This is a genomic window from Microvirga terrae, assembly GCF_013307435.2.
GTDB classification, from domain to species: Bacteria; Pseudomonadota; Alphaproteobacteria; order Rhizobiales; family Beijerinckiaceae; genus Microvirga; species Microvirga terrae.
Genome location: NZ_CP102845.1, coordinates 1,623,719 through 1,646,296 on the forward strand (window position 1 = coordinate 1,623,719; position 22,578 = coordinate 1,646,296).

The 22,578-nt window shown below is 63.7% G+C and carries 22 protein-coding genes and 1 tRNA gene; 15 read left to right on the plus strand and 8 right to left on the minus strand.

Translation table 11 applies throughout. From position 1 onward, the window contains the following. Nucleotides 1–23 precede the first annotated feature (23 nt). The gene (gene serB / locus HPT29_RS07665; protein WP_173948349.1) at nt 24–929 is read right to left on the minus strand and encodes a phosphoserine phosphatase SerB; all 906 of its coding nucleotides are present in this window, start codon (nt 927–929) and stop codon (nt 24–26) included. A 14-nt stretch (nt 930–943) separates the two neighbouring features. On the opposite strand from serB, the gene miaA reads away from it, so the two are divergent. Then, a complete protein-coding gene (miaA, locus tag HPT29_RS07670; protein ID WP_432807279.1) occupies nt 944–1,894 on the plus strand; it encodes a tRNA (adenosine(37)-N6)-dimethylallyltransferase MiaA in 951 nt (316 codons plus the stop codon). Here the strand turns inward: miaA and HPT29_RS07675 are convergent. Then, nucleotides 1,854–2,681: an RMD1 family protein gene (locus tag HPT29_RS07675; protein ID WP_173948350.1), complete on the minus strand. Its 828-nt coding sequence runs from the start codon at nt 2,679–2,681 to the stop codon at nt 1,854–1,856. The two genes, miaA and HPT29_RS07675, sit on opposite strands and share 41 nt — an antisense overlap. Before the next feature lie 275 nt (nt 2,682–2,956). Between HPT29_RS07675 and HPT29_RS07680 the strand changes: the two genes are divergently transcribed. The 3 genes from HPT29_RS07680 to ilvN are packed head-to-tail and all read left to right on the plus strand — an operon-like array spanning nt 2,957 to nt 6,001. After that, the gene (locus HPT29_RS07680) at nt 2,957–4,729 is read left to right on the plus strand and encodes an acetolactate synthase 3 large subunit (RefSeq protein WP_173948351.1); all 1,773 of its coding nucleotides are present in this window, start codon (nt 2,957–2,959) and stop codon (nt 4,727–4,729) included. Nucleotides 4,730–4,746: 17 nt separating this feature from the next. Next, on the plus strand, nt 4,747–5,427 hold the full coding sequence (locus tag HPT29_RS07685) for a glutathione S-transferase family protein (RefSeq protein WP_173948352.1): 681 nt from the start codon (nt 4,747–4,749) through the stop codon (nt 5,425–5,427). A 28-nt stretch (nt 5,428–5,455) separates the two neighbouring features. Beyond that, nucleotides 5,456–6,001, plus strand: a complete 546-nt coding sequence (ilvN, locus tag HPT29_RS07690) for an acetolactate synthase small subunit (protein ID WP_173948353.1) — start codon at nt 5,456–5,458, stop codon at nt 5,999–6,001. Between the two features lie 4 nt (nt 6,002–6,005). Here the strand turns inward: ilvN and HPT29_RS07695 are convergent, their stop codons facing one another. Further along, the gene (locus HPT29_RS07695) at nt 6,006–6,551 is read right to left on the minus strand and encodes a DUF924 family protein (protein WP_173948354.1); all 546 of its coding nucleotides are present in this window, start codon (nt 6,549–6,551) and stop codon (nt 6,006–6,008) included. A gap of 280 nt (nt 6,552–6,831) precedes the next feature. On the opposite strand from HPT29_RS07695, the gene ilvC reads away from it, so the two are divergent. Together ilvC and HPT29_RS07705 are read left to right on the plus strand one after the other, a co-directional pair. Continuing rightward, nucleotides 6,832–7,851, plus strand: a complete 1,020-nt coding sequence (gene ilvC, locus HPT29_RS07700) for a ketol-acid reductoisomerase (RefSeq protein WP_173948355.1) — start codon at nt 6,832–6,834, stop codon at nt 7,849–7,851. A 123-nt stretch (nt 7,852–7,974) separates the two neighbouring features. Next, nucleotides 7,975–9,726: a patatin-like phospholipase family protein gene (locus HPT29_RS07705; protein ID WP_173948356.1), complete on the plus strand. Its 1,752-nt coding sequence runs from the start codon at nt 7,975–7,977 to the stop codon at nt 9,724–9,726. Between the two features lie 24 nt (nt 9,727–9,750). Here HPT29_RS07705 and HPT29_RS07710 read toward each other — a convergent pair whose 3' ends face one another. From HPT29_RS07710 to HPT29_RS07720, 3 genes are all read right to left on the minus strand, one after another. Beyond that, nucleotides 9,751–9,891: a hypothetical protein gene (locus HPT29_RS07710; RefSeq protein ID WP_173948357.1), complete on the minus strand. Its 141-nt coding sequence runs from the start codon at nt 9,889–9,891 to the stop codon at nt 9,751–9,753. A 315-nt stretch (nt 9,892–10,206) separates the two neighbouring features. Next, nucleotides 10,207–10,362 (minus strand): hypothetical protein, encoded by a 156-nt coding sequence (locus HPT29_RS07715; RefSeq protein WP_173948358.1) that lies wholly within the window; start codon nt 10,360–10,362, stop codon nt 10,207–10,209. 65 nt (nt 10,363–10,427) lie between these two features. Continuing rightward, entirely contained in the window at nt 10,428–10,949 is a 522-nt protein-coding gene (locus tag HPT29_RS07720) for a DedA family protein (RefSeq protein WP_173948359.1), read from the minus strand. Nucleotides 10,950–11,101: 152 nt separating this feature from the next. Here HPT29_RS07720 and pdxY point away from each other — a divergent pair, with 152 nt between their 5' ends. The 6 genes from pdxY to HPT29_RS07750 all read left to right on the plus strand — a co-directional run bounded on the left by pdxY (nt 11,102) and on the right by HPT29_RS07750 (nt 16,572). Further along, complete coding sequence (gene pdxY / locus HPT29_RS07725; protein ID WP_173948360.1) at nt 11,102–11,950, plus strand: pyridoxal kinase PdxY; 849 nt, start codon at nt 11,102–11,104, stop codon at nt 11,948–11,950. Between the two features lie 134 nt (nt 11,951–12,084). Further along, nucleotides 12,085–12,897, plus strand: coding sequence for an ABC transporter ATP-binding protein (locus HPT29_RS07730; protein ID WP_173948361.1), 813 nt, complete (start codon nt 12,085–12,087; stop codon nt 12,895–12,897). Continuing rightward, on the plus strand, nt 12,897–13,688 hold the full coding sequence (locus tag HPT29_RS07735) for an ABC transporter permease (RefSeq protein WP_173948362.1): 792 nt from the start codon (nt 12,897–12,899) through the stop codon (nt 13,686–13,688). The genes HPT29_RS07730 and HPT29_RS07735 overlap by 1 nt, the downstream gene beginning before the upstream one ends. A 39-nt stretch (nt 13,689–13,727) precedes the next feature. Then, a complete protein-coding gene (locus tag HPT29_RS07740) occupies nt 13,728–14,750 on the plus strand; it encodes an ABC transporter substrate-binding protein (RefSeq protein WP_173948363.1) in 1,023 nt (340 codons plus the stop codon). 206 nt (nt 14,751–14,956) lie between these two features. Beyond that, nucleotides 14,957–15,862, plus strand: a complete 906-nt coding sequence (locus HPT29_RS07745) for a PhzF family phenazine biosynthesis protein (protein WP_173948364.1) — start codon at nt 14,957–14,959, stop codon at nt 15,860–15,862. Further along, on the plus strand, nt 15,859–16,572 hold the full coding sequence (locus HPT29_RS07750) for an NUDIX hydrolase (protein ID WP_173948365.1): 714 nt from the start codon (nt 15,859–15,861) through the stop codon (nt 16,570–16,572). Before HPT29_RS07745 ends, HPT29_RS07750 begins: the two co-directional genes overlap by 4 nt. Here the strand turns inward: HPT29_RS07750 and HPT29_RS07755 are convergent. Then, nucleotides 16,563–16,886 (minus strand): hypothetical protein, encoded by a 324-nt coding sequence (locus HPT29_RS07755; RefSeq protein WP_173948366.1) that lies wholly within the window; start codon nt 16,884–16,886, stop codon nt 16,563–16,565. The genes HPT29_RS07750 and HPT29_RS07755 overlap by 10 nt on opposite strands. 438 nt (nt 16,887–17,324) lie before the next feature. Here HPT29_RS07755 and HPT29_RS07760 point away from each other — a divergent pair, with 438 nt between their 5' ends. Further along, a complete protein-coding gene (locus HPT29_RS07760) occupies nt 17,325–18,887 on the plus strand; it encodes a 2-isopropylmalate synthase (RefSeq protein WP_173948413.1) in 1,563 nt (520 codons plus the stop codon). 208 nt (nt 18,888–19,095) lie between these two features. On the opposite strand, the gene HPT29_RS07765 is transcribed toward HPT29_RS07760, so the two are convergent. Continuing rightward, nucleotides 19,096–19,171: transfer RNA gene (locus HPT29_RS07765), tRNA-Lys, on the minus strand. Between the two features lie 244 nt (nt 19,172–19,415). Between HPT29_RS07765 and HPT29_RS07770 the strand changes: the two genes are divergently transcribed. Together HPT29_RS07770 and fdhD are read left to right on the plus strand one after the other, a co-directional pair. Further along, entirely contained in the window at nt 19,416–21,728 is a 2,313-nt protein-coding gene (locus tag HPT29_RS07770; RefSeq protein ID WP_173948367.1) for an FdhF/YdeP family oxidoreductase, read from the plus strand. Further along, entirely contained in the window at nt 21,725–22,540 is an 816-nt protein-coding gene (fdhD, locus tag HPT29_RS07775) for a formate dehydrogenase accessory sulfurtransferase FdhD (protein WP_173948368.1), read from the plus strand. Before HPT29_RS07770 ends, fdhD begins: the two co-directional genes overlap by 4 nt. Nucleotides 22,541–22,578 lie beyond the last annotated feature (38 nt).

Consider the following 22,578-nt stretch of genomic DNA (forward strand, 5'->3'; position numbering starts at 1 on the left):
TGGCTGGGTTCTTGGGGGAGTGCTTACACGGCGATTTCGCCTTCCCGATACCCTTGCACGTAAAGCAGGGCGGTCAGGTCCGCATGATCAATCCGTGCATGGGCCGCTGCCGCAACGGCTGGCTTGGCGTGGAAGGCGATGCCGAGCCCGGCTTCCTCCAGCATGGCGAGGTCGTTGGCGCCGTCCCCCACCGCCATGGCCTCGTGCGGCGCCAGGCCGAAGCGGGTGCGCAGCTCGATGAGCGTCGCGAGCTTCGCCTCCCGGCCCAGGATCGGCTCCTCGACAGTGCCGGCGAGCCTCTCGCCCTCCACGATGAGGCGGTTGGAGCGGTGTTCGTTGAAGCCGATCTTGGCCCCGATCGGACCGGTGAACAGGGTGAAGCCGCCGGAGACGAGACAGGTATAGGCCCCGTTGGCGCGCATGGTCTGGACGAGCGCCCGGCCGCCGGGCGTCAGGGTGATGCGTTTCTCGATGATCTCGTCGACCACCCCGACTGGAAGGTTCTTCAACAGAGCAACCCGCTCGCGCAGGGCCGGCTCGAAGGCGATCTCGCCGCGCATGGCGCGTTCGGTGATTTCGGAGACTTCCCTTTTCAACCCGACGTAATCGGCCAGCTCGTCGATGCATTCCTGGCCGATCATGGTGGAATCCATATCCGCCAGGAACAGGCGCTTGCGGCGAGTCGCCAAGGGCTGCACCACGATATCGACGGGCCGGTCGTCGAGAGCGCGGCGCAGGGCGGCCTCGACGGCTCTGGCCTCCGCTGGAGCCGGAACAATCAGATCCGCGGCGATTCCCCTTGCCAGGACGGAGCGTTCCGTCTCTTGTCCGAGCGACGTTGCGGCGAGCGCCAGGACCTTGTCCGTCAGAGCGGGCCGGGACGGATCGGCGATCAGGGTCGCAACGAGGGCATTCGGGGAAGACGCCATTGGGAGACCTGGCTGTGAGTGGGTTGAAGGTCGGCGCGGTTCTCATCGCAGGGCCGACCGCTTCAGGCAAGTCCGCATTGGGCATCAGACTGGCCCAAGAGCTCGACGGCGTGGTGATCAACGCCGATTCCATGCAGGTCTACGGGGATCTTCGGGTGATCACGGCCCGGCCCACGCCGGAGGAGGAGACTCAGGCTCCCCATCGGCTCTATGGTCATGTGGATGCTGGCGTGAACTTTTCCGTCGGGCGCTACGTGGCCGACGCCGTTGCGGCTCTCCAGGAGCTCAAGGGTCGGAAGCTGCCGATCGTCGTGGGCGGGACCGGGCTCTACTTCAAGGCGCTGACCGAAGGCCTGTCCGACATGCCCGCCGTGCCCGACGCCGTGCGCGAGCAGGTGCGCCGGGACAGCGAAGGACTGGATACACCCGAGCTTCATAGCCTCCTGTCGGGCCGTGACCCCGAGACGGCCCGGACCTTGCACCCCTCCGACCGCCTGCGCGTCCAGCGGGCGCTCGAGGTCTTCGCTGCGACTGGTCGGCCGCTCGTGTCGTTCCACGGAGACCGCCAGCCGGGGCCACTGGCCGGCATGCCGATCGTCAAACTCTTTCTTGCCCCCGACCGGGACGAGCTGCGTCGGCGCATCGACACGCGTTTCCTCGCCATGATGGACCAGGGCGCGCTGGATGAAGTGGAGGCCCTGGGCGAGCGGAACCTCGACCCCATGCTGCCGGCCATGCGCGCTCACGGCGTTCCGGGCCTCCTCGCCCATCTGCGCGGCGAAATCCCGCTCGACGAGGCCGTCGCCAGGGGTCAGGGCGACACGCGGCGCTATGCCAAGCGTCAGTTCACCTGGTTCCGCCACCAGTTGCCCGATTGGCAATGGGTCGAGCCGGAGCGGGGCTTCGAGGCCGTGATGGCCCGGATCAATGCCCCGGAGCGCCGGTCGCCATCTGATAGAAGGTAATGACGATCTCGAACACGATCAGGAGAACGATGATCAGTTCGAGACGCAAGGACCGTTCCGTATCGATGATGTCGGTCAGGGCCTGGGCGGTGTCGCCCAGCACTTCGAGCTTACGGTGGAGCGCCGTGGCGCGCTCCTTCAACTCGTATTCGTCCTCCAGACGGGCATAGAGGCGCTCCAGGTCCGGGCGGTCCCAGAGGACATCCGGCTTTTCCTCCACGGCCACGCCGCCCGACATGCGCTGCCGGACCAGGAGCGCTTGGCCGACCTGCTTGAGGATCCGACGGCGGTCCCTGGGCCGTCGGCCCCGCTCGGCGAGGTGCTGGACCGAGGGCTCCACCAGCTCGAAGGCGGCCGTGGCCTCCCGCTCGTCCCGGGCGAGGGTCGCGCTCTTGGACAGGGCATCGGCAATCACGATCAGGCGCTCGGTCGAGAGCTGCTTGATGTAGATCGGCCCGCCCGGCGGGATCTGGTCGTCGCGGTCCGGTGTGATCTCGATGATCGCGGTCTCTTCCTCGTGCCGGGCGAACTCGCCCCGGATGCGCTGACGCAGGCTGCGGATGACCTCGTCCTCCTCCAGGGGCGTCAGTCCAACTAGCACAGCGACGCCGTAGCGGAAGAGGGCCACGAAGCCGTCCTGTCCGGCCCGGAACGCGAGGGGCGTGGTGGAGAGCACGTCGCTCCGCTCGAGCCCGGCCACGTCGAGGCGGTCGCCCAGGAGCAGGGCGCGGGCGGTGAGGCGCAGGTTCGGCGTGGGCGCGCCGGTCGATGGGATAGGATCGGACATGGTCATACAACTAAAATAGGGGGCCTGGAGCAAAAGCTAAGCCGCTTCAAAGCAAGTCCCTCCCGCTTGACCGAATGAAACGGATCGTTTAGCGTCGGCGCAACTTTTGAACCGAGAGCTGCCCCCATGCGCAAGCTTATTCTCGTAGTACGAGCGCCATCGACGGAGCGGGATTGACCCGCAGGTCCGGCGATGGCGCACAGGCCCCCTCAGGGGCCTTTTTTATTGCCCAAATTCCAAGACAGTGATGCGAAAGACCCCAGGGAGCGAGTGAGATGAGCGAGACGATGACCGGAGCCGAAATGGTGATCCGAGCCCTGCAGGATCAGGGAGTTGAGCATATCTTCGGTTATCCGGGCGGTGCGGTGCTTCCCATTTACGATGCGCTCTTTCACCAGGACAGGGTTCGCCACGTCCTCGTGCGCCATGAGCAGGGGGCGGTGCATGCGGCCGAAGGCTATGCCCGCTCGTCCGGCAAGCCCGGCGTCGTGCTGGTGACGTCCGGTCCCGGTGCGACCAACGCAATCACGGGTCTGGCGGACGCCATGATGGACTCGATCCCCCTGGTCTGCATCACCGGCCAGGTTCCGACACATCTCATCGGCTCCGATGCCTTCCAGGAATGCGATACGGTCGGCATCACCCGCCACTGCACGAAGCACAACTATCTCGTCAAAAACATCGAGGATCTGCCGCGCGTCCTCCATGAGGCCTTCTACGTGGCCCAGAACGGACGGCCGGGACCGGTCGTGGTCGACCTGCCGAAGGACATTCAGTTCAAGACCGGCTCTTACGTGCGCCCCTTGAGCAACCAGCACAAGACCTATCGGCCGACCGTCAAGGGTGACCTGGACCATATCCGCGCGGCCGTGGAGCTGATGGCCAAGGCCAAGCGTCCGGTGTTCTATACGGGCGGCGGCGTGGTCAATTCGGGTCCTCACGCTTCCGCGCTTCTGCGTGAGCTCGTGCAACTCACGGGCTTTCCCATCACCTCGACGCTGATGGGGCTTGGCGCCTTTCCGGCCTCCGACCGCCGGTGGCTCGGCATGCTCGGCATGCACGGCACTTACGAAGCCAATCTCGCGATGCACGAATGCGACGTGATGATCAATATCGGTGCACGGTTCGACGATCGCATCACGGGCCGCCTCGATGCTTTCTCACCCTTCTCCAAGCGCATTCACGTGGACATCGATCCGTCCTCCATCAACAAGACCGTGAAGGTTGATATCCCGATCGTCGGCGATTGCGCGCATGTTCTGGAGGACATGCTGCGCCTGTGGCGGCAGAATGCCCATCAGCCGGACAAGGCCGCTCTCACGGAATGGTGGGGAAAGATCGACGGCTGGCGCGCCCGCAACTGTCTGGCCTTCCGCAACTCGACTGAAACCATCAAGCCGCAATACGCGATCCAGCGCCTGTATGAATTGACCAGGGATCGCGAGACCTACGTCACGACGGAAGTGGGCCAGCACCAGATGTGGGCGGCGCAATACTTCAAGTTTGAGGAGCCGAACCGCTGGATGACCTCGGGCGGCCACGGCACGATGGGGTACGGATTGCCGGCGGCGGTCGGCGCTCAGCTGGCGCATCCCGATGCTCTCGTGATCGACATTGCCGGCGAAGCCTCGATCCAGATGATGCTGCAGGAGATGTCGACGGCTTTGCAGTACAACCTGCCGGTCAAGGTCTTCATCCTCAACAACGAGTACATGGGAATGGTGCGTCAGTGGCAGGAGCTGCTGCACGGCGGGCGATACTCCCACAGCTACTCGGAATCGCTGCCCGATTTCGTGAAGCTCGCGGAGGCCTATGGGGGCGTCGGCATCCGCTGCGACAAGCCCGGCGACCTCGACGCCAAGATCCTAGAGATGATCAACGTGAACCGCCCGGTCATCTTCGACTGCATCGTCGACAAGACCGAGAACTGCTTCCCGATGATTCCTTCGGGCAAGGCGCATAACGAGATGCTGCTCAACGACTATCTCGGCGAGACCGGAGCCGATATCGGCTCCGTGATCGACGAGAAGGGCAAGATGCTGGTGTGATGCGGGAAGTCGGAACCATGCCAACTCTCGTCATCGCCAACAAGTGCTACTCGTCCTGGTCGCTACGGCCCTGGCTGCTGATGAAGCAGCTCGGGGTTACCTTCGACGAGATCACCATCCCGCTCGACCTGCCGGACACGAAGGCGCAGGTCCTGAAGCATTCGCCCGCCGGCAAGGTGCCGATCCTGATCGACGGCGATGTGACCGTATGGGAGTCCATTGCCATCATGGAATATGTGGGTGACGCCTTCGGCGCGCCGGTGTGGCCGGACGATCGGAAGGCCCGCGCCATGGCGCGCTCGATCGCAGCCGAAATGCATGCAGGTTTTTCGGCCCTGCGCTCCGCATGCCCGATGAATCTCGGCAAGAAGTTCGCCAGGAAGGATCGGAGCGAGGCCGTCGCTCGTGATGTCGCGCGTTTCAGCGAGATCGTCCGTCAGTCGCGCGAGCGTTTTGGTGCCGGCGGCCTGTTCCTGTTCGGCGCATTCTCGGCGGCCGATGCCATGTATGCGCCGCTCGTGACGCGTCTCGACACCTACTCCATCGCGCTCGATGCCACCACGCAGGCTTATGTGGACGCGATCCTGTCGCTACCGGCCTTTCAGGAATGGCGCGCTGCCGCCATGACGGAGGAATGGGTCGTCACGGCCGACGAGATCGACGAGGAAGCCATCGAAAACTACCGCAGGGCGGCTTGAGGCCAATCAGAATTCGGGAAACCAAACCATGCTGCAGATGAAAACTCATTATCCCGATGCGACCCGCGTCGAACCCTCGAGCCGGCATACGCTCGCCATCGTGGTCGACAACGAACCCGGCGTGCTTGCGCGCATTGCCGGCCTGTTCTCCGGTCGCGGCTATAACATCGAGAGCCTGACCGTCACCGAGACGGAGCACGAGGCGCATATCTCGCGCATCACCATCGTGACCACGGGCACCGACAGCATCATTCAGCAGATCAAGAGCCAACTCGAGCGCCTCGTGCCCGTTCACCGGGTCGTGGACCTCACGCTCACCGGCGAGGCCGTCGAGCGCGAGCTTTGTCTCGTCAAGGTTGTCGGCAAGGGCGATCACCGGGTGGAGGCGATGCGTCTCGCCTCGGCGTTCGGCGCCCGTACGATGGACGCAACCCTGACCTCGTTCGTGTACGAGCTGACCGGCACGACCGACGAGGTCGAGCGCTTCATCAAGCTGATGACCGCAGTCGGACTGGTCGAGGTCTCCCGCACCGGCGTCGCCGCCATGGCGCGGGGCGCGGAAGGGATTAGCTGAGGCCTCACCCCCTGAAGTCGTTCTCCTGCAGGAACGCTTCCTCCTCGGGCGTCGTCTCGCGGCCGAGAATGGCATTGCGGTGAGGGAAACGGCCGAAGCGGGCAATGATGCCGTGATGGTGGCGCGCCCACTTGATGGAGTCCTCGCCGAGGGCTTCGTTCAGGGCCACCGAGCGCTCCTGATGCCTGAGGGACTCGGAGTGCATGAAGGGAAGGTAGAAAAACCGGCGGAACTCAGGTTCCACCCGATGGTCGAATCCGCGCTCGATGGCGCGGTCAGCGGCCATCAGGGCCACCGGGTCGGCTTTGTAGGTTTCGCGCTTTCCCCGGAACATGTTCCGGGGAAACTGGTCGAGGAGGAGAATGACGGCGAGCGCGCCCTCCGGGGTGAGTTCCCACTCGTTGAGATCGCCCCGGGCGGCAGCCTCATAGGTGGGCAGGAAACGGTCGCGGCAGACCTGGTCGAAGGCTTCGTCCTTCGAAAACCATTTGTCAGGACCGGCCTCGCGCCAGAACAAGATGACTTCGGCGGGAGTGGCAAGACGCTGCATGCGGCGTTGTCCTTCTCGGCAACAGGGATCAAGGCCAATCTAGAGCATTGGAGAGCCTTTTGAACTCTCCAGGCTCGGATCGTTTGTTGACAGAAAAGGCCGGCCTTGCGCTGGGTGCAGGCAGGGTCGGCAGTTTTGCTACAAACAACACCTTGTCAGCGCAGTTTTATTCGCTAAAAGCGGCGCCTGACAAAACAAATGTTGCGCAGATCCCAAGGATCGCGCGGCGGCTACGAGGACGGGGGAAAAGCCCCCCTTTGAACTAAGGGACCCGAGGACCATGCGTGTCTATTACGATCGCGACGCGGACATCAATCTGATCAAGGGCAAGAAGGTTGCCATCGTCGGCTACGGCAGCCAGGGCCACGCCCATACCCTGAACCTGCGCGATTCCGGCGTGAAGGACATCGTCGTGGCCCTGCGTAAGGGCTCGCCCTCCGTGGCCAAGGCCGAGAAGGCCGGGCTCAAGGTCATGGACGTTGCCGAGGCCGCCAAGTGGGCCGACGTGGTCATGATGCTGACCCCCGACGAGCTCCAGGCCGACATCTACCGCAACGAGCTTCACGACAACATGAAGCAGGGCGCGGCGCTGCTCTTCGCTCACGGCCTCAACGTCCACTTCAACCTCATCGAGCCCCGCAAGGATCTGGACGTGCTCATGGTCGCCCCGAAGGGGCCGGGCCATACGGTGCGTTCCGAATACCAGCGCGGTGGCGGCGTGCCGACCCTGATCGCGATCCATCAGGACGCCACGGGCAATGCTCATGACATCGCGCTCTCCTACGCCTCCGCCAATGGCGGCGGCCGCGCCGGCATCATCGAGACGACCTTCAAGGAGGAGTGCGAGACAGATCTCTTCGGCGAGCAGGTGGTGCTCTGCGGCGGTCTCGTCGAGCTGATCAAGGCGGGCTTCGAGACCCTGGTCGAAGCGGGCTACGCCCCCGAGATGGCCTATTTCGAGTGTCTCCACGAGGTGAAGCTGATCGTCGACCTGATCTACGAGGGCGGCATCGCCAACATGAACTACTCGATTTCCAACACGGCCGAGTACGGCGAGTACGTGACCGGCCCGCGCATCATCACGGCCGAGACCAAAGCCGAGATGAAGCGGGTCCTGGAGGATATCCAGAGCGGGAAGTTCACCCGCGACTGGATGCTCGAGAACAAGGTCAACCAGACCTCCTTCAAGGCGACCCGGGCCCGCAACGCCGCGCACCCGATCGAGGATGTCGGCGGCCGCCTGCGAGACATGATGCCGTGGATCAAGGAAAAGGCCCTGGTCGACAAGAGCCGGAACTGAGCCGTTTCCGGGCGGCGCGGTTCTCCCGCGCCGCCTGAGCGACTTCGCGCTACGCCAAAAGCGGATTTGTCAGGGCGGCGGATTCCCGCTAGTGGCACCGGAACGATAACGTTACGGAATTCCATGGGCGCGACGAACTTGCTTGAAGAACTGGCGGACTTTGACCTGCCTCTGTGGGCTGGAATTGACCCGGCTGCCCGTCTCGAACTTCAGTCCAAACTCCAGCGCATCGTGCTCCCTGGCGGTGAGGTCCTCTTCGAGGAGGGCGATCCGGCCGATGCGCTCTACATGCTCGTGTCCGGGGCCCTTGGGGTGTCGGTGCAGGGCAGTCACGGCGAGCAGCAGCGCATCGCACGCATTGCGCCGCCGGAGACCATCGGCGAGATGGCCCTCATCTCCCATGCGCCGCGCTCGGCGACCGTCACGGCCTTGCGGGACTCGGTCCTCCTGACCCTGGCCCGGACGGATTTCGAGGATCTCATCGAGCGCTGGCCCGCCGTCATGCTCTATCTCTCGAAGCTGCTGGCCGAGCGGCTTCGCGCGGCGACCCGCAGCAAGCCCAGGACGTTCACGCCCACAACCTTCGCCATTGTTCCGGTCACGCATGGCGTGGCGGTTTCGGACTTTGCCCAGGCGTTCCTGGCCGAGATGCGACAGAGCCACGGGGCCGGGGTCGATCTGGTCGCGGCAATGCCCGACGAGGAGGACGAGAACTGGCTGTACCGCTTCGAGGCGAGCCGCGAGAGGGTGATCTACGTCTCGCCCGAGCCATCCGGGGCCTGGATGGAGCGCTGCATCCGCCATGCCGACCATGTCGTGCTCCTGGCGCGGCCAGGCGAGCCGCTGACCTGTGAGGCTGAGGCGCTCAGGGCGGCCGCATCGGGGTGGCGTCGGCACGACCTCGTCCTGCTGCAGAAGCCAGATGCCACCCGGCCGAAACCGGCGCATCCATCGCTTCAAGGGCTTCCCGTCGACCAGCGCCTTCATGTGCGGGAAAGGAGCCGGAGCGATCTCCAGCGGCTCATCCGCACGTCGAGCGGCAGGGCCGTCGGCCTGGTCCTGGCCGGGGGCGGAGCGCGCGGCTTTGCTCATCTCGGCGCGATCCAGGCTCTGCAGGAGTGCGGCTTTCCGATCGATCTCGCCGGCGGAACCAGCATCGGTGCAGTCATGGCGGCCGTCTGCGCTCTTCAGATCAACCTTGACGAGGCGCGCGAGATCATGATGGAGGCCTTCGTCCGAAGCCCGCCGCTCAACGACTACACCCTGCCGCTGATCGCCTTGATCCGTGGTCTCAAGGTCGATGCCCGGCTGAGCCAACATTTCGGGCAGCGAAACATCGAGGATCTCTGGCTACCCTTCTTCTGCGTCTCGTCGAATCTGACGACCGGAACGACCCATGTTCATCGTCAGGGTACGCTCTGGCGGGCCTTGCGGGCGAGCCTCGCCATTCCCGGGCTGCTGCCGCCCATGGTCGAGCCCGAAGGGGTGCTCGTCGACGGCGCCATGATGAATAACCTGCCGGCCGACATCATGGCCGATTTCCAGAGGGGACCTGTGCTCGGCATCGATGTGGCGCGGGATGTGGCCTTCACCTCCGCGGGCGACGAGGAGAAGAAAGCGCCGCTCCTGCGCAGACTTCTCGGACTGCCGGCCGATGCTCCTGATATCGTCAATCTGCTCTATCGCTCGGCCACCATCTCGAGCGATGCCCAAACCTTGAAAGCGCGTGCCCATGCCACACTCGTGATCCATCCGCCTCTTGCCGACGTGCCGCTCCGTGGGTGGGAGCAGTTCGAGAGAGTGGTCGAGATCGGCTACCGGCATACGAAGGAGCGCATCGACGCGGGAGATCTCGATGCATTCAGGATGACCTGAGAACGGCGGGCGAGACCACGCGGCTTATAGGTGATGCAGCACCATGGCACCTGCCACCACCGAAAGGCCCAGAACGATGCCGAGCGTCTCATGGCGGTGCTTCCAGAACCGGTAAACGGCGTAGGAGCAGACGAGGGTCGCGAGCAGCGCGGCAAGGCTCTGCATCAGCTGATTTGCCTTGGTCGGACCTCTCAGCGGCTCGGCTTGCTCCCAACTCTCCATGAGCCAGAGGACTGAGAAAACCAGGGACGCAACGGCTGAGACCGACGGCCACCAGATGGCTGGCAGTTCTGTTCCTAGCGGATCAGCCGCCTCCAGCGAGGGCGCAGCGGGGCTGACCTCTTCGTAAGAGGCGGGAGAAGGAAGGCTCACAACGAGGAAACCGTGATGTTACAGCAATACTATTAACATCATGGAAGAGCGCTGCCACCTCCTGGAATAGAGGGGGGTGGCGGCTCGCCCTCGAGCGAGCCGCTACTGTTACTGCTGGTTGCTCTTCGTGTTCTGAGCCTTGTTGTTGTCCTGCTTCCCGGGATCGTTCCGGTTCTTCACGGTCCCACCCGAGCCGCGGATCTCATGGCCAGGATGCTTCTTGCTTTCGGCGGAGTTGTCGCCGTTCATCTTGCCTTTTCCCATCAGGGACCTCCTTCGGTGTGGGAGGTTAATGAACCCTGGGACGCCCGGTTCCCCGCTGTGCGGACCTACCACAGCCAATACTGCGCGAGCCCCGCGCCGGGTGCCAGGATGATGAAGGCCCAGACGGAGGCTGACGCCACGTTGGCAGCCTGGAACAGCACGACCGGCATCAGGAAGATCCCGGCGATCAGGGCGATCACGGCGCGGATCGGGCCGAAGAACCGCCCGAGGAACACGGCCCAAGGTCCGAAGCGCTGAAAGAAATCTTCTCCCCGCATGATGAGCTTGGGATTGCGCGACAGGGGCCACGTTTCATAGACCGCCTTCTTGTAGCGCTGGCCGATCGCAAAGGAGACCCAATTTCCGAGAAAGGCCCCGCACGCAGCCCCTGCCCAGACCTGCCAGAAGGGGATGTCGGCAGCGGCGATCACGAAACCGACCGCGATCATGATCGTCATGGTCGGCAGGAGCAGCGACACGAAGGCGAGCGATTCGGCAAAGGTCATGAGGCCGAGGACGAAGGGGGCATAGGCCTGATGGGTCTGCACGAATCCGACGATGCTGGTCTTCAAAAACCCGATGTCCATGATGCCTGAGGCCGCCCTTTCGCAGGAGGAGCTAAGATCAATACGGATTGTCGCGGAGAGAACCAACTGCCTTTGTGATGAGTGAGATCACATCAGGCGATTTGAAGCGCGACGGCCGTTGCGCTAACGGGTAAGCGAAAGGGGCCAGATCCATGAACGTTCTCTCAATTCAATCGCATGTCGCCTACGGTCATGTGGGTAACGCCTCGGCGGTGTTTCCGATGCAGCGCCTCGGCGTCGAGGTCTGGCCCATTCACACGGTTCAGTTCTCCAACCATACCGGATACGGTTCCTGGAAGGGGCGGGTTTTCGACGGCCCTGCCATCGAGGATCTCGTCGAGGGAATCGCCGAGCGAGGCGTGCTCACCCGGTGCGACGGGGTTCTCTCAGGCTATATGGGGTCAGCCGACATCGGCAATGCGATCCTTTCGGCGGTGGCGCGGGTGCGCGTGCTCAACCCGAAGGCTCTCTATTGCTGCGACCCGGTGATCGGCGACGTGGGCCGTGGCGTCTTCGTACGGCCGGGCATTCCGGAATTCATGCGCGAGCAGGCGGTTCCCTCCGCGGACATCATCACCCCGAACCAGTTCGAGCTGGATTACCTGTCAGGCCTCGCGACCCAGACCTTGGCCGATGTGAAACAGGCCGTCTCGATCGTGCAGGGACTAGGCCCGAGGGTCATTCTCGTGACCTCGGTCGAGACGAAGGAGACCCCGGCCGACAGCGTCGATCTCGTGGCCGGTGAGAGTGGGCGCTTCTGGTGCGTCCGGACGCCTAAGCTGTCGCTGTCCGTCAACGGGGCAGGGGACGCCATCGCGGCTCTCTTCTTCGTCCATTATGCCCGCTCGCGTTCGGCCCCAACGGCTCTGGCCGCGGCTTCGGCCTCCGTCTACGGCCTGCTCAAGCGCACCGAGGAGGCGGGATCGCGCGAGATCCTGACGATCGCCGCGCAGGACGAGTTCGTCTCGCCCAGTCATCGCTTCGAGGCGGTGGAGGTCTAGGCCGACCCGCTCTCTGGGTTATGGTTCGTCATGTCGCTGACGGCGGATAGGCCGAAGGGAGAAGCCGGCTTACCTTGCGATCCTTCCGGAGGCGGTCCTAGAATGCGCCCGAATATGGGACCATGAGGATCGGAATGGATCAGGCAACCTCCCTTGCGGCGGTGGCGCTCGACGATGTCGCCATCACGTTCGGGCCGAGAGTGGGTGGCTATACGGCCGTCAGGGGCATCGATCTTGCGGTTCGTCCCGGGGAGTTCGTGGCTATCGTCGGGCCAACGGGATCCGGCAAATCCACAATCCTGAACGCGGCCGCCGGCCTGCTGAAGCCCTCGGCCGGTCGGGTCACGATATTCGGCAGCGATCTCGCCAGCCTCAATCTGCGTGCCGGCTACCTCTTCCAGCAGGATGCGCTGATGCCATGGAAAACGGCCCTCGACAACGTGGCAGTCGCCCTTGAATCGAAAGGTGTGTCCCGCAGCGACGCTGTCCAGCGCGCGAGGGATTGGCTCGGACGGGTGGGCCTTGCAGCCTTCGTCGACCGCTATCCGCACATGCTCTCCGGCGGGCAGCGTAAGCGCGTGGCCCTGGCCCAGGTCCTGATCCGTGATCCCGAGATCCTTCTGATGGATGAACCTTTCGGTCCCCTCGATGCCCAAACGCGGCAGATCATGGGCAACCTGCTCCTGAGCCTGTGGGCGGCGGACCGCAAGGCGGTCCTGTTCGTCACGCACGATCTGGAGGAGGCGATTGCGCTCGCCGATCGCGTGGTTCTGATGTCGGCAGGGCCGGCTGCCGGGATCATCGGCGACTTTCCGGTCGACTTGCCCCGGCCGCGCGACATCGCCGAGGTCCGTATGGAGCGGACCTTCCACCGCATCCACAAGGAGATCTGGGCGAGCCTTCGCGTCGAGGTTCAAAAGGCCTACAGCCAAGGGGAGAATGCGTGATGCCGCGTCTGAAACTCACGGTTCTTCAGATCGGCGTGGGCCTGATCTTCCTTTTGGCATGGCACGTGCTGACCGTATATCCGATCTCCGGCACGCCCAAGCAGGTGCAGTTCTTCTTCTCGACTCCGCTCGACGTCCTGAAACGCTGCTGGACTCTCTTCGCCAGCGGCGAGATCTGGGGGCATCTCTGGATCACGCTGGTGGAAACCATCCTGGCCTTCCTGATCGGCGCCGGTGGCGGCATCATCTTCGGATTCCTCTTCGCACGCAAGGAACTGCTGGCCGCGGTCTTCGACCCCTATATCAAGGCTGCGAATGCCCTCCCGCGCGTGGTGCTCGCACCGATCTTCGCCCTGTGGTTCGGCCTCGGCATCTGGTCGAAGGTGGCGCTTGGATTCACGCTCGTGTTCTTCATCGTATTTTTCAACGTGTATCAGGGGGTGCGCGAGGTGTCGCCGGTCGTGCTCGCCAATGCCCGCATGCTGGGCATGAACGAACGCCAGCTGCTCCGGCACGTCTATTGGCCGTCAGCGCTGACCTGGGTGTTCTCGTCGCTTCACACGTCCGTAGGTTTCGCGCTCGTCGGCGCGGTCGTCGGGGAGTATCTCGGGTCCTCCGCTGGCCTGGGCTATAAGATCCACGAGGCCGAGAGCGTCTTCGACGTGACCGGCGTCTTCGCCGGCATGCTGATCCTGTCCGTGTTCGTCATCCTCATCGACATGCTCGTGACGAGGATCGAGAACGCTTTCCTCGTCTGGCGGCCGCAAGCATCGCTGGCCGCGCGAACGTAAGAGCTCCACACCGACGCCATCACAACAGGGAGAGACGCGATGGAACGCCGTACATTCTTGAAGACCGCCGGAGCGCTCGGACTGACTGCAGCTTTGGGCCCGAAGGCATTCGCGCAGGGTGCGCCTGAGAAGGCGAAAGTGACGCTCGGCGTCGGTGGCAAGCCACTGCTCTACTACCTCCCGCTCACCATCGCCGAGCGCAAGGGCTTCTTCAAAGAGCAGGGGCTCGAGGTCGAGATCAACGATTTTGGCGGTGGCGCGAAGTCGCTCCAGGCGCTTATCGGCGGCTCCGTCGACGTGGTGACCGGCGCCTACGAACACACGATCCGCATGCAGGCCAAGGGACAGGACGTCGTAGCCGTTACGGAACTCGGCCGCTTCCCCGCCATCGTGATCGCGGTCAAGAAGGACAAGGCCGGGCAGATCAGGTCGGCGGCGGACTTCAAAGGTCTGAAGATCGGCGTTACCGCACCGGGATCATCGACTGCGCTCACCGCGCAATATGCGATGGTGAAGGCTGGTTTGAAGCCGTCCGATGCCGCCATCATCGGCGTCGGGTCCGGCGCCAGTGGCGTGGCTGCGATGAAGAAGGGCGAGATCGATGTGATCTCCCATCTCGATCCGGTCATCGCCAAGCTCGAAGCCGATGGGGACATTCAGATCCTGATAGATACCCGTACGGAAGCTGGAACCCGCGCGCTCTTCGGCGGCTCCAATCCCGCGGCGACGCTCTATACGAAGAAGGATTTCATTGAGCAGAACCCGCAGACCACGCAGCGCCTCGTCAACGCCTTCGTGAAGAGCCTGAAATGGCTCCAGAGCGCAAAGCCCGAGGATATCGCCGCGACGGTCCCGGAGGAATACTACCTGGGTGACAAGCCGCTTTACCTCAAGGCGGTGCAGAACTCGCTCGAGAGCTACTCGCGCGACGGCATCGTCCAGATGACCGGCATGCAGAGCGTGCTCGACATGCTGCGCCAGCTCGATCCGGAGCTGAAGGATGCCAAGGTGGATCTCTCCGCGACCTTCAACGACCGCTTCGTGCGGCAGGCGGCTATGTAAGCTGGCCGAAGGCGCAGAGGAGATTGCGCGTTGCTGCGACCGCACCATTGACGTCATGGACGTCTCCGGACTTGATCCGGGGCGGCCATGACGTTCTGTGCCGAGTCGGAGTTTTGTTGACAGGAGAACTCCCGGCGGTGCCTCATCTGGCGCCGAAGAATCGCCATTGCCGCCCCGTTGAAGGCTCCCGAAAAGGATCGATCCGTATGTCCCGTCGTTTCGTCACTCTCGATGTCTTCACGTCCGAGCGCTTTGCCGGAAACCCTCTCGCGGTTGTCCTGGAGGCCGAGGGACTGGACACCGCGGGCATGCAGAGGATCGCCAAGGAGTTCAATCTCTCGGAGACGGTCTTCGTCCTGCCCCCGTCCGAGCCGCGCCAGCGCGCCGACATCCGCATCTTCACGCCCGCCCGTGAACTGCCGTTCGCGGGACATCCCACCGTGGGAACGGCGGTGCTTTTGGCGCTTCTCGACCAGAACGGCGAACCGGGCGCCGCAGCCTTCGGGTTGAAGGAGCAGGTCGGCATCGTTCCCTGCGCCGTCGAGGTGCAGGGTGCCACGAGCGGCACGGCGCGGTTCCGTCTGCCGCGCCTGCCCTTCGTGTGGGGCGAGGGCAAGGATTCTGCGACATGCGCTTGGGCGCTCGGTCTCGATCCGACCGACATTGGTTTCGACCGGCACGTTCCGAGCCGCCATTCGGCAGGTGTCGCCTATGATCTCGTGCCGGTTTCGTCTCTCGAAGCGCTGGCGAAGTCCAAACCGCAAGGCGAGGCTTTCGACAAGGCCTTCGGCGACAGCGATCATCCGGCGCCGTATGTCTATGCTCGGATCCCTGAGGCTGACGGCCTGCGGTTCCGCGCCCGCATGTTTGGTCTGGGAATGGGCATCGCGGAAGACCCGGCGACAGGCTCCGCGGCGGCGGCCTTCGCGGGCGCGCTCATGCAATGCGAGCCCCTGGGCGACGGCGAGCACAACATTGTCATCGAGCAGGGCGTCGAGATGGGGCGCCCGAGCGAGATCGTCCTTCAGATGGTGATCAAGGACGGTGCCCTCGCGTCGGCCGAGATCGGCGGCTCGGCCGTGATGGTGAGCCGCGGCGAGATCCTGGCGTGAACCGAGAGCCTCAGATCCGGCGCGTCTCCCGCGTCGAGGCGTTCTGCCGCCCGTTCGATTGGAAATGGCCCGGGCAGAACCGGGACTTCATCACGGAGAACTGGAAGCGCCGCACCGCGGGCAAGCCGCAGATGTTCAACGGGCGGGTGCTCCTGCTTCAGGACGTCCAGTTCGAGCAGGACCTGTGCCGCAACATCTATTTCGAGGTCGACTACGCCGATTTTGTTGCCTGGATCGACAGGGGTTATCCGGACCCCGCCATCGCCAACGGCTTCGCCATGGGAGCGCTGCGCGGCTCGGACGGGGCTTTCATCTGCGGGGTGATGGGGAACGGCACCACCAATGCGGGTCGTGTCTATTTCGCCGCCGGGACACCTGATCTATCCGACTTGAGGCCTGACGGCACGGTCGATCTCGCCACAAGTCTCACGCGCGAGCTGGCCGAGGAAACGGGCCTCGCCGATGGCGATTACCGCGTGGACGACGAATGGATCATCGTCCAGCGCTGGCCGACCATCGCTCTCCTGCGGATGGTGACGCTGCCGGTCACGGCGGAGGAGGGCGCGGCGACGATCCGAGCGAACATCGCGGCCCAGCCCGAGCCCGAGCTGCAGGATGTGCGCATCGTCCGCGGGCGGGCGGATATCGACCCCGAGCGGATGCCGCTCTTCCTGCAATCCTTCTTCGGCTGGGCCTTCGATCAGAGATAGCCGTGACGGGACTTCGTGGCACGGACCAGCCGGACAGCTTCCGCATCGCGCCCGCCGACGCAGGCGGATTCCGCCTGGCGGAGCTCCCGGTCGACTTGATTGTAAACCGACTGGTTCACGTGCCCCATGGCAAGATCGTTGCTCATGACAGCGCGGTAGCGGTCGATCTCGCCCGAGCAGCCCGATCCTTGCGGCATGTGGGAACTCGACGGCGTGAGGCTGGCGCTCGCTGGGGCAGGGGCCGAAGCCGTCTGGTTGCAGGCAGCCAGCGCTAGCAAGCCGGTCAGGGACAGAGCGTGGGTCACAGTTCTCATAAAAGCACTCCTGGATCGATGACAGTCCGAGACAAAAGCCAAGCTTCACCCGATCTAGGGCGTTTTGGCTGCCGACCAGTCCTTTACGGTCCGGCGTCATAACCCATACGTTAGTCGAGCATTGTCTTTTCGTTTGTTTCAACGGCTTGCCATAAGGACGAAGCCCCGTTACAAACAGGCCCGTTGTTCGCGGCTTCACGTCCGCGGCCGAGGAGGATTCGGGTAGCGATGATCATCGTCTCCCTCAGCGCATGGATGAACGGACCCGCTCCCGCGGCCGATCGCGCTCGTCTTCTTGGCCTCCTTCTCCTTAGCTGCCCCTGAGGGTCGGCTGGGCGTCGCCGCCTGGGCTCTCAGGGGTTCTGGACCAGCAGAAACAACCTTGAGCGCTGAAGGCTACTCGCAAGGCCTCGCTCCCTCCGAGAAGGACAATACATGATGACCGCTTCCGTATCCGGCTCCTCCAAGGACCGCGTTCTGATCTTCGACACGACCCTGCGCGACGGCGAGCAATGCCCGGGCGCCACCATGACCCTGGAGGAGAAGCTCGAGGTTGCGGAACTGCTCGACACGATGGGAGTCGATATCATCGAGGCGGGCTTCCCCATCGCGTCCAACGGCGATTTCGAGGCTGTCGCGCTCATCGCCAAGCAGGTGAAGCAGGCCACCGTGGCCGGACTCGCCCGCGCCATCTCGGCGGATATCGCCCGCGCCGGCGAGGCTGTGCGCCACGCGGCCCGTCCGCGGATCCATACCTTCGTATCGACCTCGCCGATCCATCTGGCGCACCAGATGCGCAAGTCGGAAGAGGAGGTCCTGGAGATCATCACCAAGACTGTGACCCAGGCGCGCAATCTGATCGAGGACATCGAGTGGTCGGCCATGGACGCCACCCGGACACCAATCGACTATCTGTGCCGCTGCGTGGAAGCGGCCATCAAGGCCGGCGCCACCACCATCAACCTGCCCGACACGGTGGGTTATGCGACCCCGGACGAGTACCGGGCTATGTTCCGGGCCGTGCGCGAACGCGTGCCGAGCGCCGACAAGGCCATCTTCTCCGCCCATTGCCACAATGATCTGGGCCTTGCCGTCGCCAATTCCCTGGCGGCCCTGGAGGGCGGCGCCCGGCAGATCGAATGCACCCTCAACGGCATTGGCGAGCGCGCCGGCAATGCGGCCCTCGAGGAGGTCGTCATGGCGATCAAGACTCGTGGCGACGTGCTCCCGTTTGAAACCGGCATCGAGGCCACCATGCTGATGCGCGCCTCGAAGCTGGCATCGGCCGCCACGTCCTTTCCGGTGCAGTACAACAAGGCCATCGTGGGCCGGAACGCCTTCGCCCATGAGAGCGGCATCCATCAGGACGGCATGCTCAAGAACGCCCAGACCTATGAGATCATGACGCCCGAGAGCGTCGGCGTGTCAAAGACGTCCCTGATCATGGGCAAGCATTCTGGCAGGGCGGCCTTCCGCAACAAGCTGGAGGAGCTGGGCTACAGCCTGTCCGATAACCAGTTCCAGGATGCCTTCGAGCGGTTCAAGGAACTCGCGGACCGCAAGAAGCACGTCTATGACGAGGACATTGAAGCCCTGGTCGACCAGAACATCGCCATGGCCCACGACCGCATCAAGCTGGTCTCTCTCCACATCGTGGCCGGAACCCGTGGTCCGCAGCGCGCCACCATGCGTCTCCAGGTCGACGATCGGATCGTGATCGAGGAGCAGGAGGGCAACGGACCCGTGGATGCCACCTTTAATGCCATCAAGGCCTTGGTGCCCCACGAAGCGGTGCTGGAACTCTACCAAGTGCATGCGGTGACCGAGGGAACGGACGCCCAAGCTGAGGTCTCGGTCCGTCTCTCGGCCGACAACCGCAGCGTGACCTCCCGCGCGGCCGACCCCGACACCCTGGTCGCCTCGGCCCAAGCCTATCTGGGCGCGCTCAACAAGCTCATGAGCCGGGGGGCGCGCCTGCACGCCCAGCACGCAGCGGAGTAACATTGCATACCTGTCGCGCATCCCGGTTCAAGCCGGGTTGCGCGCTTGCTTCCATCAGTGATGACGAGCACGGCCCTTGGCGATGCGCTCGACGAGAAAAGGGTGATTCACAGGATCGATTCTGTTGTGAATGACCTGTCACGACTGTCCGCTACGCCGTCAAACACGGTTCAGCGGCCCGTTCTGCGATTCTCGATCTTGAAAAGATTGGTGGGTGTGCAAGGATTCGAACCTTGGACCCGCTGATTAAGAGTCAGCTGCTCTACCAACTGAGCTACACACCCGTCGCCGAAGCGAATTCAGCGGCGCGATGTCCGCTGAAGAGGCCGTGCGTGTAACAAACCGCTCGCCCCCTGTCTAGCCCGTTTTCGGCCTCGCGCCGCAGATTTTCGCGGGGCCCCTTTCTGGTGACCATCCTGGAACTTTTCCGGCCGGTATCCGCTCGGCCGGAACGGTCAGGCTTTCCGAACATTGACATGGGTTGCAAGGATCGCCGGGCGTGAACGGCGGCCGGCGGGAGGCTGTCCCATGAATGATGAGCCGAAGATCGAACCTTACCCCGGGCCTGCAGGGGGGTGGGGGTCCCTTAGATCCGTGGAGACGATCCTGTCCAGGGAAGGCAGGCTCCTCAGCGGCAACGCGATTCTGCTCAAGCAGAACAAGCCGGACGGCTATGCCTGCGTGAGTTGCGCCTGGGCCAAGCCCGCCGAACCCCGCACCTTCGAGTATTGCGAGAACGGTGCCAAGGCCACGGCCTGGGAGCTGACCACCAAGCGGGTAACGCCTGAGTTCTTCGCCAAGCATACCCTTTCCGAATTGAGAACCTGGAGCGATCACGACCTCGAAGAGGCCGGACGCCTGACGCACCCCATGCGCTGGGATGCGGCGTCGGATACCTACAAGCCGGTGACTTGGGCGCACGCGTTCCGCGAGATCGGCCAGGAGCTGAAAGGCTTCGATCCGCGTCAGGTGGTGCTCTATGCCTCCGGCCGCGCTTCCCTCGAGACCTCCTACATGTGGGCGCTGTTCGCTCGGCTCTACGGCACCAATAACCTGCCGGATTCCTCCAACATGTGCCACGAGAGCACCTCAGTGGCGTTGCCCCAGAGCATCGGTGTTTCGGTGGGGACCGTCATTCTCGACGATTTCGAGAAAACCGACTGCATCTTGTTCTTCGGCCAGAACGTCGGGACGAACAGTCCGCGCATGCTCCATCCGCTCCAGGAAGCGGCGAAGCGCGGGGTGCCGATTATCACCTTCAATCCTCTGAAGGAGCGCGGGCTCGAACGTTTCACCAACCCTCAGGCGCCGACTGAAATGCTGACGGGCTCGGAAACGCGGATCTCGTCGCAGTATCATCAGGTGAAGATCGGCGGGGATATCGCGGCCCTCATGGGCATGGCCAAGATCCTGATCGAAGCCGACGATCGCGCCCGGGAGGTCGGCGGCAAGCCCGTGCTCGACCATGCCTTCATCGCCGAGCATACCCATGGCTTCGAGGAGTTCGCGCGCGCTGCACGCCAGGCGTCCTGGCCTGAACTGGAGCGCCAGTCCGGCCTGCCGCAGGCGACACTGGAAGCGGCCGCAGCCGCCTATGCTCAGGCGAACGCAGTCATCGGCATCTACGGCATGGGGCTGACCCAGCACAAGGCCGGGGTCGAGAACGTGCAGATGCTCGTCAATCTGCTCCTACTGCGCGGCAATATCGGCAGGCCGGGAGCCGGGATCTGCCCGGTGCGCGGCCATTCCAACGTGCAAGGACAGCGTACGGTCGGGATTGCGGAGAAACCCGAGCTGGTGCCCCTCGACAAGCTGAAGGAGCAATATGGGTTCGAGCCGCCGCGCTGGAAGGGAACCACGACGGTCGAGGCCTGTGAAGGCATTCTCAAAGGCGAGATGAAAGCCTTTGTGGCGCTCGGCGGAAACTTCGTGCGGGCTGCGCCGGAGACGGCAGCGTTGGAGAAGGCTTGGACGCGCTTGCGCCTGTCGGTGCAGATCTCGACGAAGCTCAACCGCAACCATCTCATCCCTGGTGAGATTTCCTACATTCTCCCATGTCTCGGGCGCATCGAGATCGATGAGCAGGAGACCGGGCCCCAAGCCGTTGCCGTCGAAGACTCGACGGCCTGCATCCACGGATCGAAGGGCGTGGCGAAGCCCGCAAGCTCCGATCTCCTGTCGGAGCCGCGCATCGTCGCGGAGATTGCAAAGGCGACGCTCCCGGTGAACGACAAGGTGCCCTGGGATGAATGGGTGGCCGATTATGCCCTCGTCCGCGACGCGATAGAGGAAACCTATCCGGAGGATTTCCGCGCTTTCAACAAGCGAATGTGGAAGCCGGGCGGATTCCACCGCCCCATCGCGGCGCGCGAGAGGCGCTGGAAGACGAAGACGGGCAAGGCCAACTTCATCGTCCCTCAGAGCCTGGAGGAGGATCTCGGGACCGCCGAAAAGGATCCCGACATCTTCAAGCTTATGACCGTACGCTCCAACGATCAGTTCAACACGACCGTCTACGGCTACTACGACAGGTTCAGAGGCGTCAGGGGCACCCGCATGGTGCTCTTCATGAATCCGAATGACGTCGCCAAGTTGAAATTAAATGAGGGCGACTTGGTCACTCTCACGACGGCCGTCGATGATGGCGTCGTGCGACAGGTGAGCGGATTGCGCGTGACTCCTTACGAGATCCCGGAAGGCTGCTGTGCCGCGTACTACCCTGAGTGCAATCCGCTGATACCGGTCTGGCACCATGCGGATCACAGCAAGGTGCCGGCGGCGAAATCGATTCCGATCCGTATCGCCCCGATGCAGGAACGGCAGCCGGAGGCAGCGGAATGACGTTACACCTGTCGCCAGTCATCCGCCTGCCGCGCATGAGCGTGGCGCAGGATGCCTCCTTCCCGGGCGAACGCGTGGTGCCGGAGGAAACGCCGGTTGCCCTGACCTATAACGGTTCGACGCATGCCGTGATGATGGCGAGTCCGTCCGATCTGGAGGATTTCGCCATCGGCTTCAGCTTGTCGGAAGGGATTATTCACGATCCCGCCGATCTCCTGTCGATGGAAATGGTCGAGCACGATCTCGGATGCGAGATCAGGATGTGGCTGTCAGACCGAAGTGGCAGCTCCTACCAGATGCGCCGACGCGCCTTGGCCGGTCCAGTCGGTTGCGGATTGTGCGGCGTGGAATCCCTGGCCGAGGCCACACGGCCGGTTCAGACGGTGACGGGCTCGCTTCGCGTGCATCCGGGGGCTGTCAAAATCGCCATGACCGATCTTTCCGATGCGCAACGCCTGAACAGGGAAGCCCGCGCCATCCATGCCGCAGCCTTCTGGCGACCAAGTGAGGGCGTGATCGCTATTCGGGAGGACGTCGGACGGCACAACGCGCTCGACAAGCTCGCCGGGGCTCTGGCCAGGGCATCGGAGCCTGGTTCCGATGGTCTCGTGCTGCTGACCAGCCGCGTATCCCTCGAAATGGTGCAGAAGACGGCTCGTATGGGCGCCTCAATCCTGGTCGCCGTCTCGGCGCCGACCGCCCTTGCCGTACGGGTCGCGGAAAGCTGCGGAATCACCCTCGTGGCCGTGGCCCGAGGCGATGCCTTCGAGGTTTTCACGCACCCTGATCGCATCGACTTCCATCCAGCATGAGGGAACGAAGCTGCGCCGAGCCGATTGTGTCAACAGCG

Coding starts and splice junctions, on each gene's coding strand:
- HPT29_RS07745 (WP_173948364.1), top strand. CDS start 14,957: ATGTCCCGTCGTTTCGTCACTCTCGATGTCTTCACGTCCGAGCGCTTT.
- HPT29_RS07695 (WP_173948354.1), bottom strand. CDS start 6,551: ATGCAGCGTCTTGCCACTCCCGCCGAAGTCATCTTGTTCTGGCGCGAG.
- HPT29_RS07705 (WP_173948356.1), top strand. CDS start 7,975: ATGGGCGCGACGAACTTGCTTGAAGAACTGGCGGACTTTGACCTGCCT.
- HPT29_RS07720 (WP_173948359.1), bottom strand. CDS start 10,949: ATGGACATCGGGTTTTTGAAGACCAGCATCGTCGGATTCGTGCAGACC.
- HPT29_RS07675 (WP_173948350.1), bottom strand. CDS start 2,681: ATGTCCGATCCTATCCCATCGACCGGCGCGCCCACGCCGAACCTGCGC.
- HPT29_RS07685 (WP_173948352.1), top strand. CDS start 4,747: ATGCCAACTCTCGTCATCGCCAACAAGTGCTACTCGTCCTGGTCGCTA.
- pdxY (WP_173948360.1), top strand. CDS start 11,102: ATGAACGTTCTCTCAATTCAATCGCATGTCGCCTACGGTCATGTGGGT.
- HPT29_RS07755 (WP_173948366.1), bottom strand. CDS start 16,886: ATGAGAACTGTGACCCACGCTCTGTCCCTGACCGGCTTGCTAGCGCTG.
- HPT29_RS07680 (WP_173948351.1), top strand. CDS start 2,957: ATGAGCGAGACGATGACCGGAGCCGAAATGGTGATCCGAGCCCTGCAG.
- ilvN (WP_173948353.1), top strand. CDS start 5,456: ATGCTGCAGATGAAAACTCATTATCCCGATGCGACCCGCGTCGAACCC.
- ilvC (WP_173948355.1), top strand. CDS start 6,832: ATGCGTGTCTATTACGATCGCGACGCGGACATCAATCTGATCAAGGGC.
- HPT29_RS07730 (WP_173948361.1), top strand. CDS start 12,085: ATGGATCAGGCAACCTCCCTTGCGGCGGTGGCGCTCGACGATGTCGCC.
- HPT29_RS07770 (WP_173948367.1), top strand. CDS start 19,416: ATGAATGATGAGCCGAAGATCGAACCTTACCCCGGGCCTGCAGGGGGG.
- HPT29_RS07735 (WP_173948362.1), top strand. CDS start 12,897: ATGCCGCGTCTGAAACTCACGGTTCTTCAGATCGGCGTGGGCCTGATC.
- HPT29_RS07740 (WP_173948363.1), top strand. CDS start 13,728: ATGGAACGCCGTACATTCTTGAAGACCGCCGGAGCGCTCGGACTGACT.
- HPT29_RS07760 (WP_173948413.1), top strand. CDS start 17,325: ATGACCGCTTCCGTATCCGGCTCCTCCAAGGACCGCGTTCTGATCTTC.
- HPT29_RS07715 (WP_173948358.1), bottom strand. CDS start 10,362: ATGGGAAAAGGCAAGATGAACGGCGACAACTCCGCCGAAAGCAAGAAG.
- HPT29_RS07710 (WP_173948357.1), bottom strand. CDS start 9,891: ATGCAGAGCCTTGCCGCGCTGCTCGCGACCCTCGTCTGCTCCTACGCC.
- serB (WP_173948349.1), bottom strand. CDS start 929: ATGGCGTCTTCCCCGAATGCCCTCGTTGCGACCCTGATCGCCGATCCG.
- fdhD (WP_173948368.1), top strand. CDS start 21,725: ATGACGTTACACCTGTCGCCAGTCATCCGCCTGCCGCGCATGAGCGTG.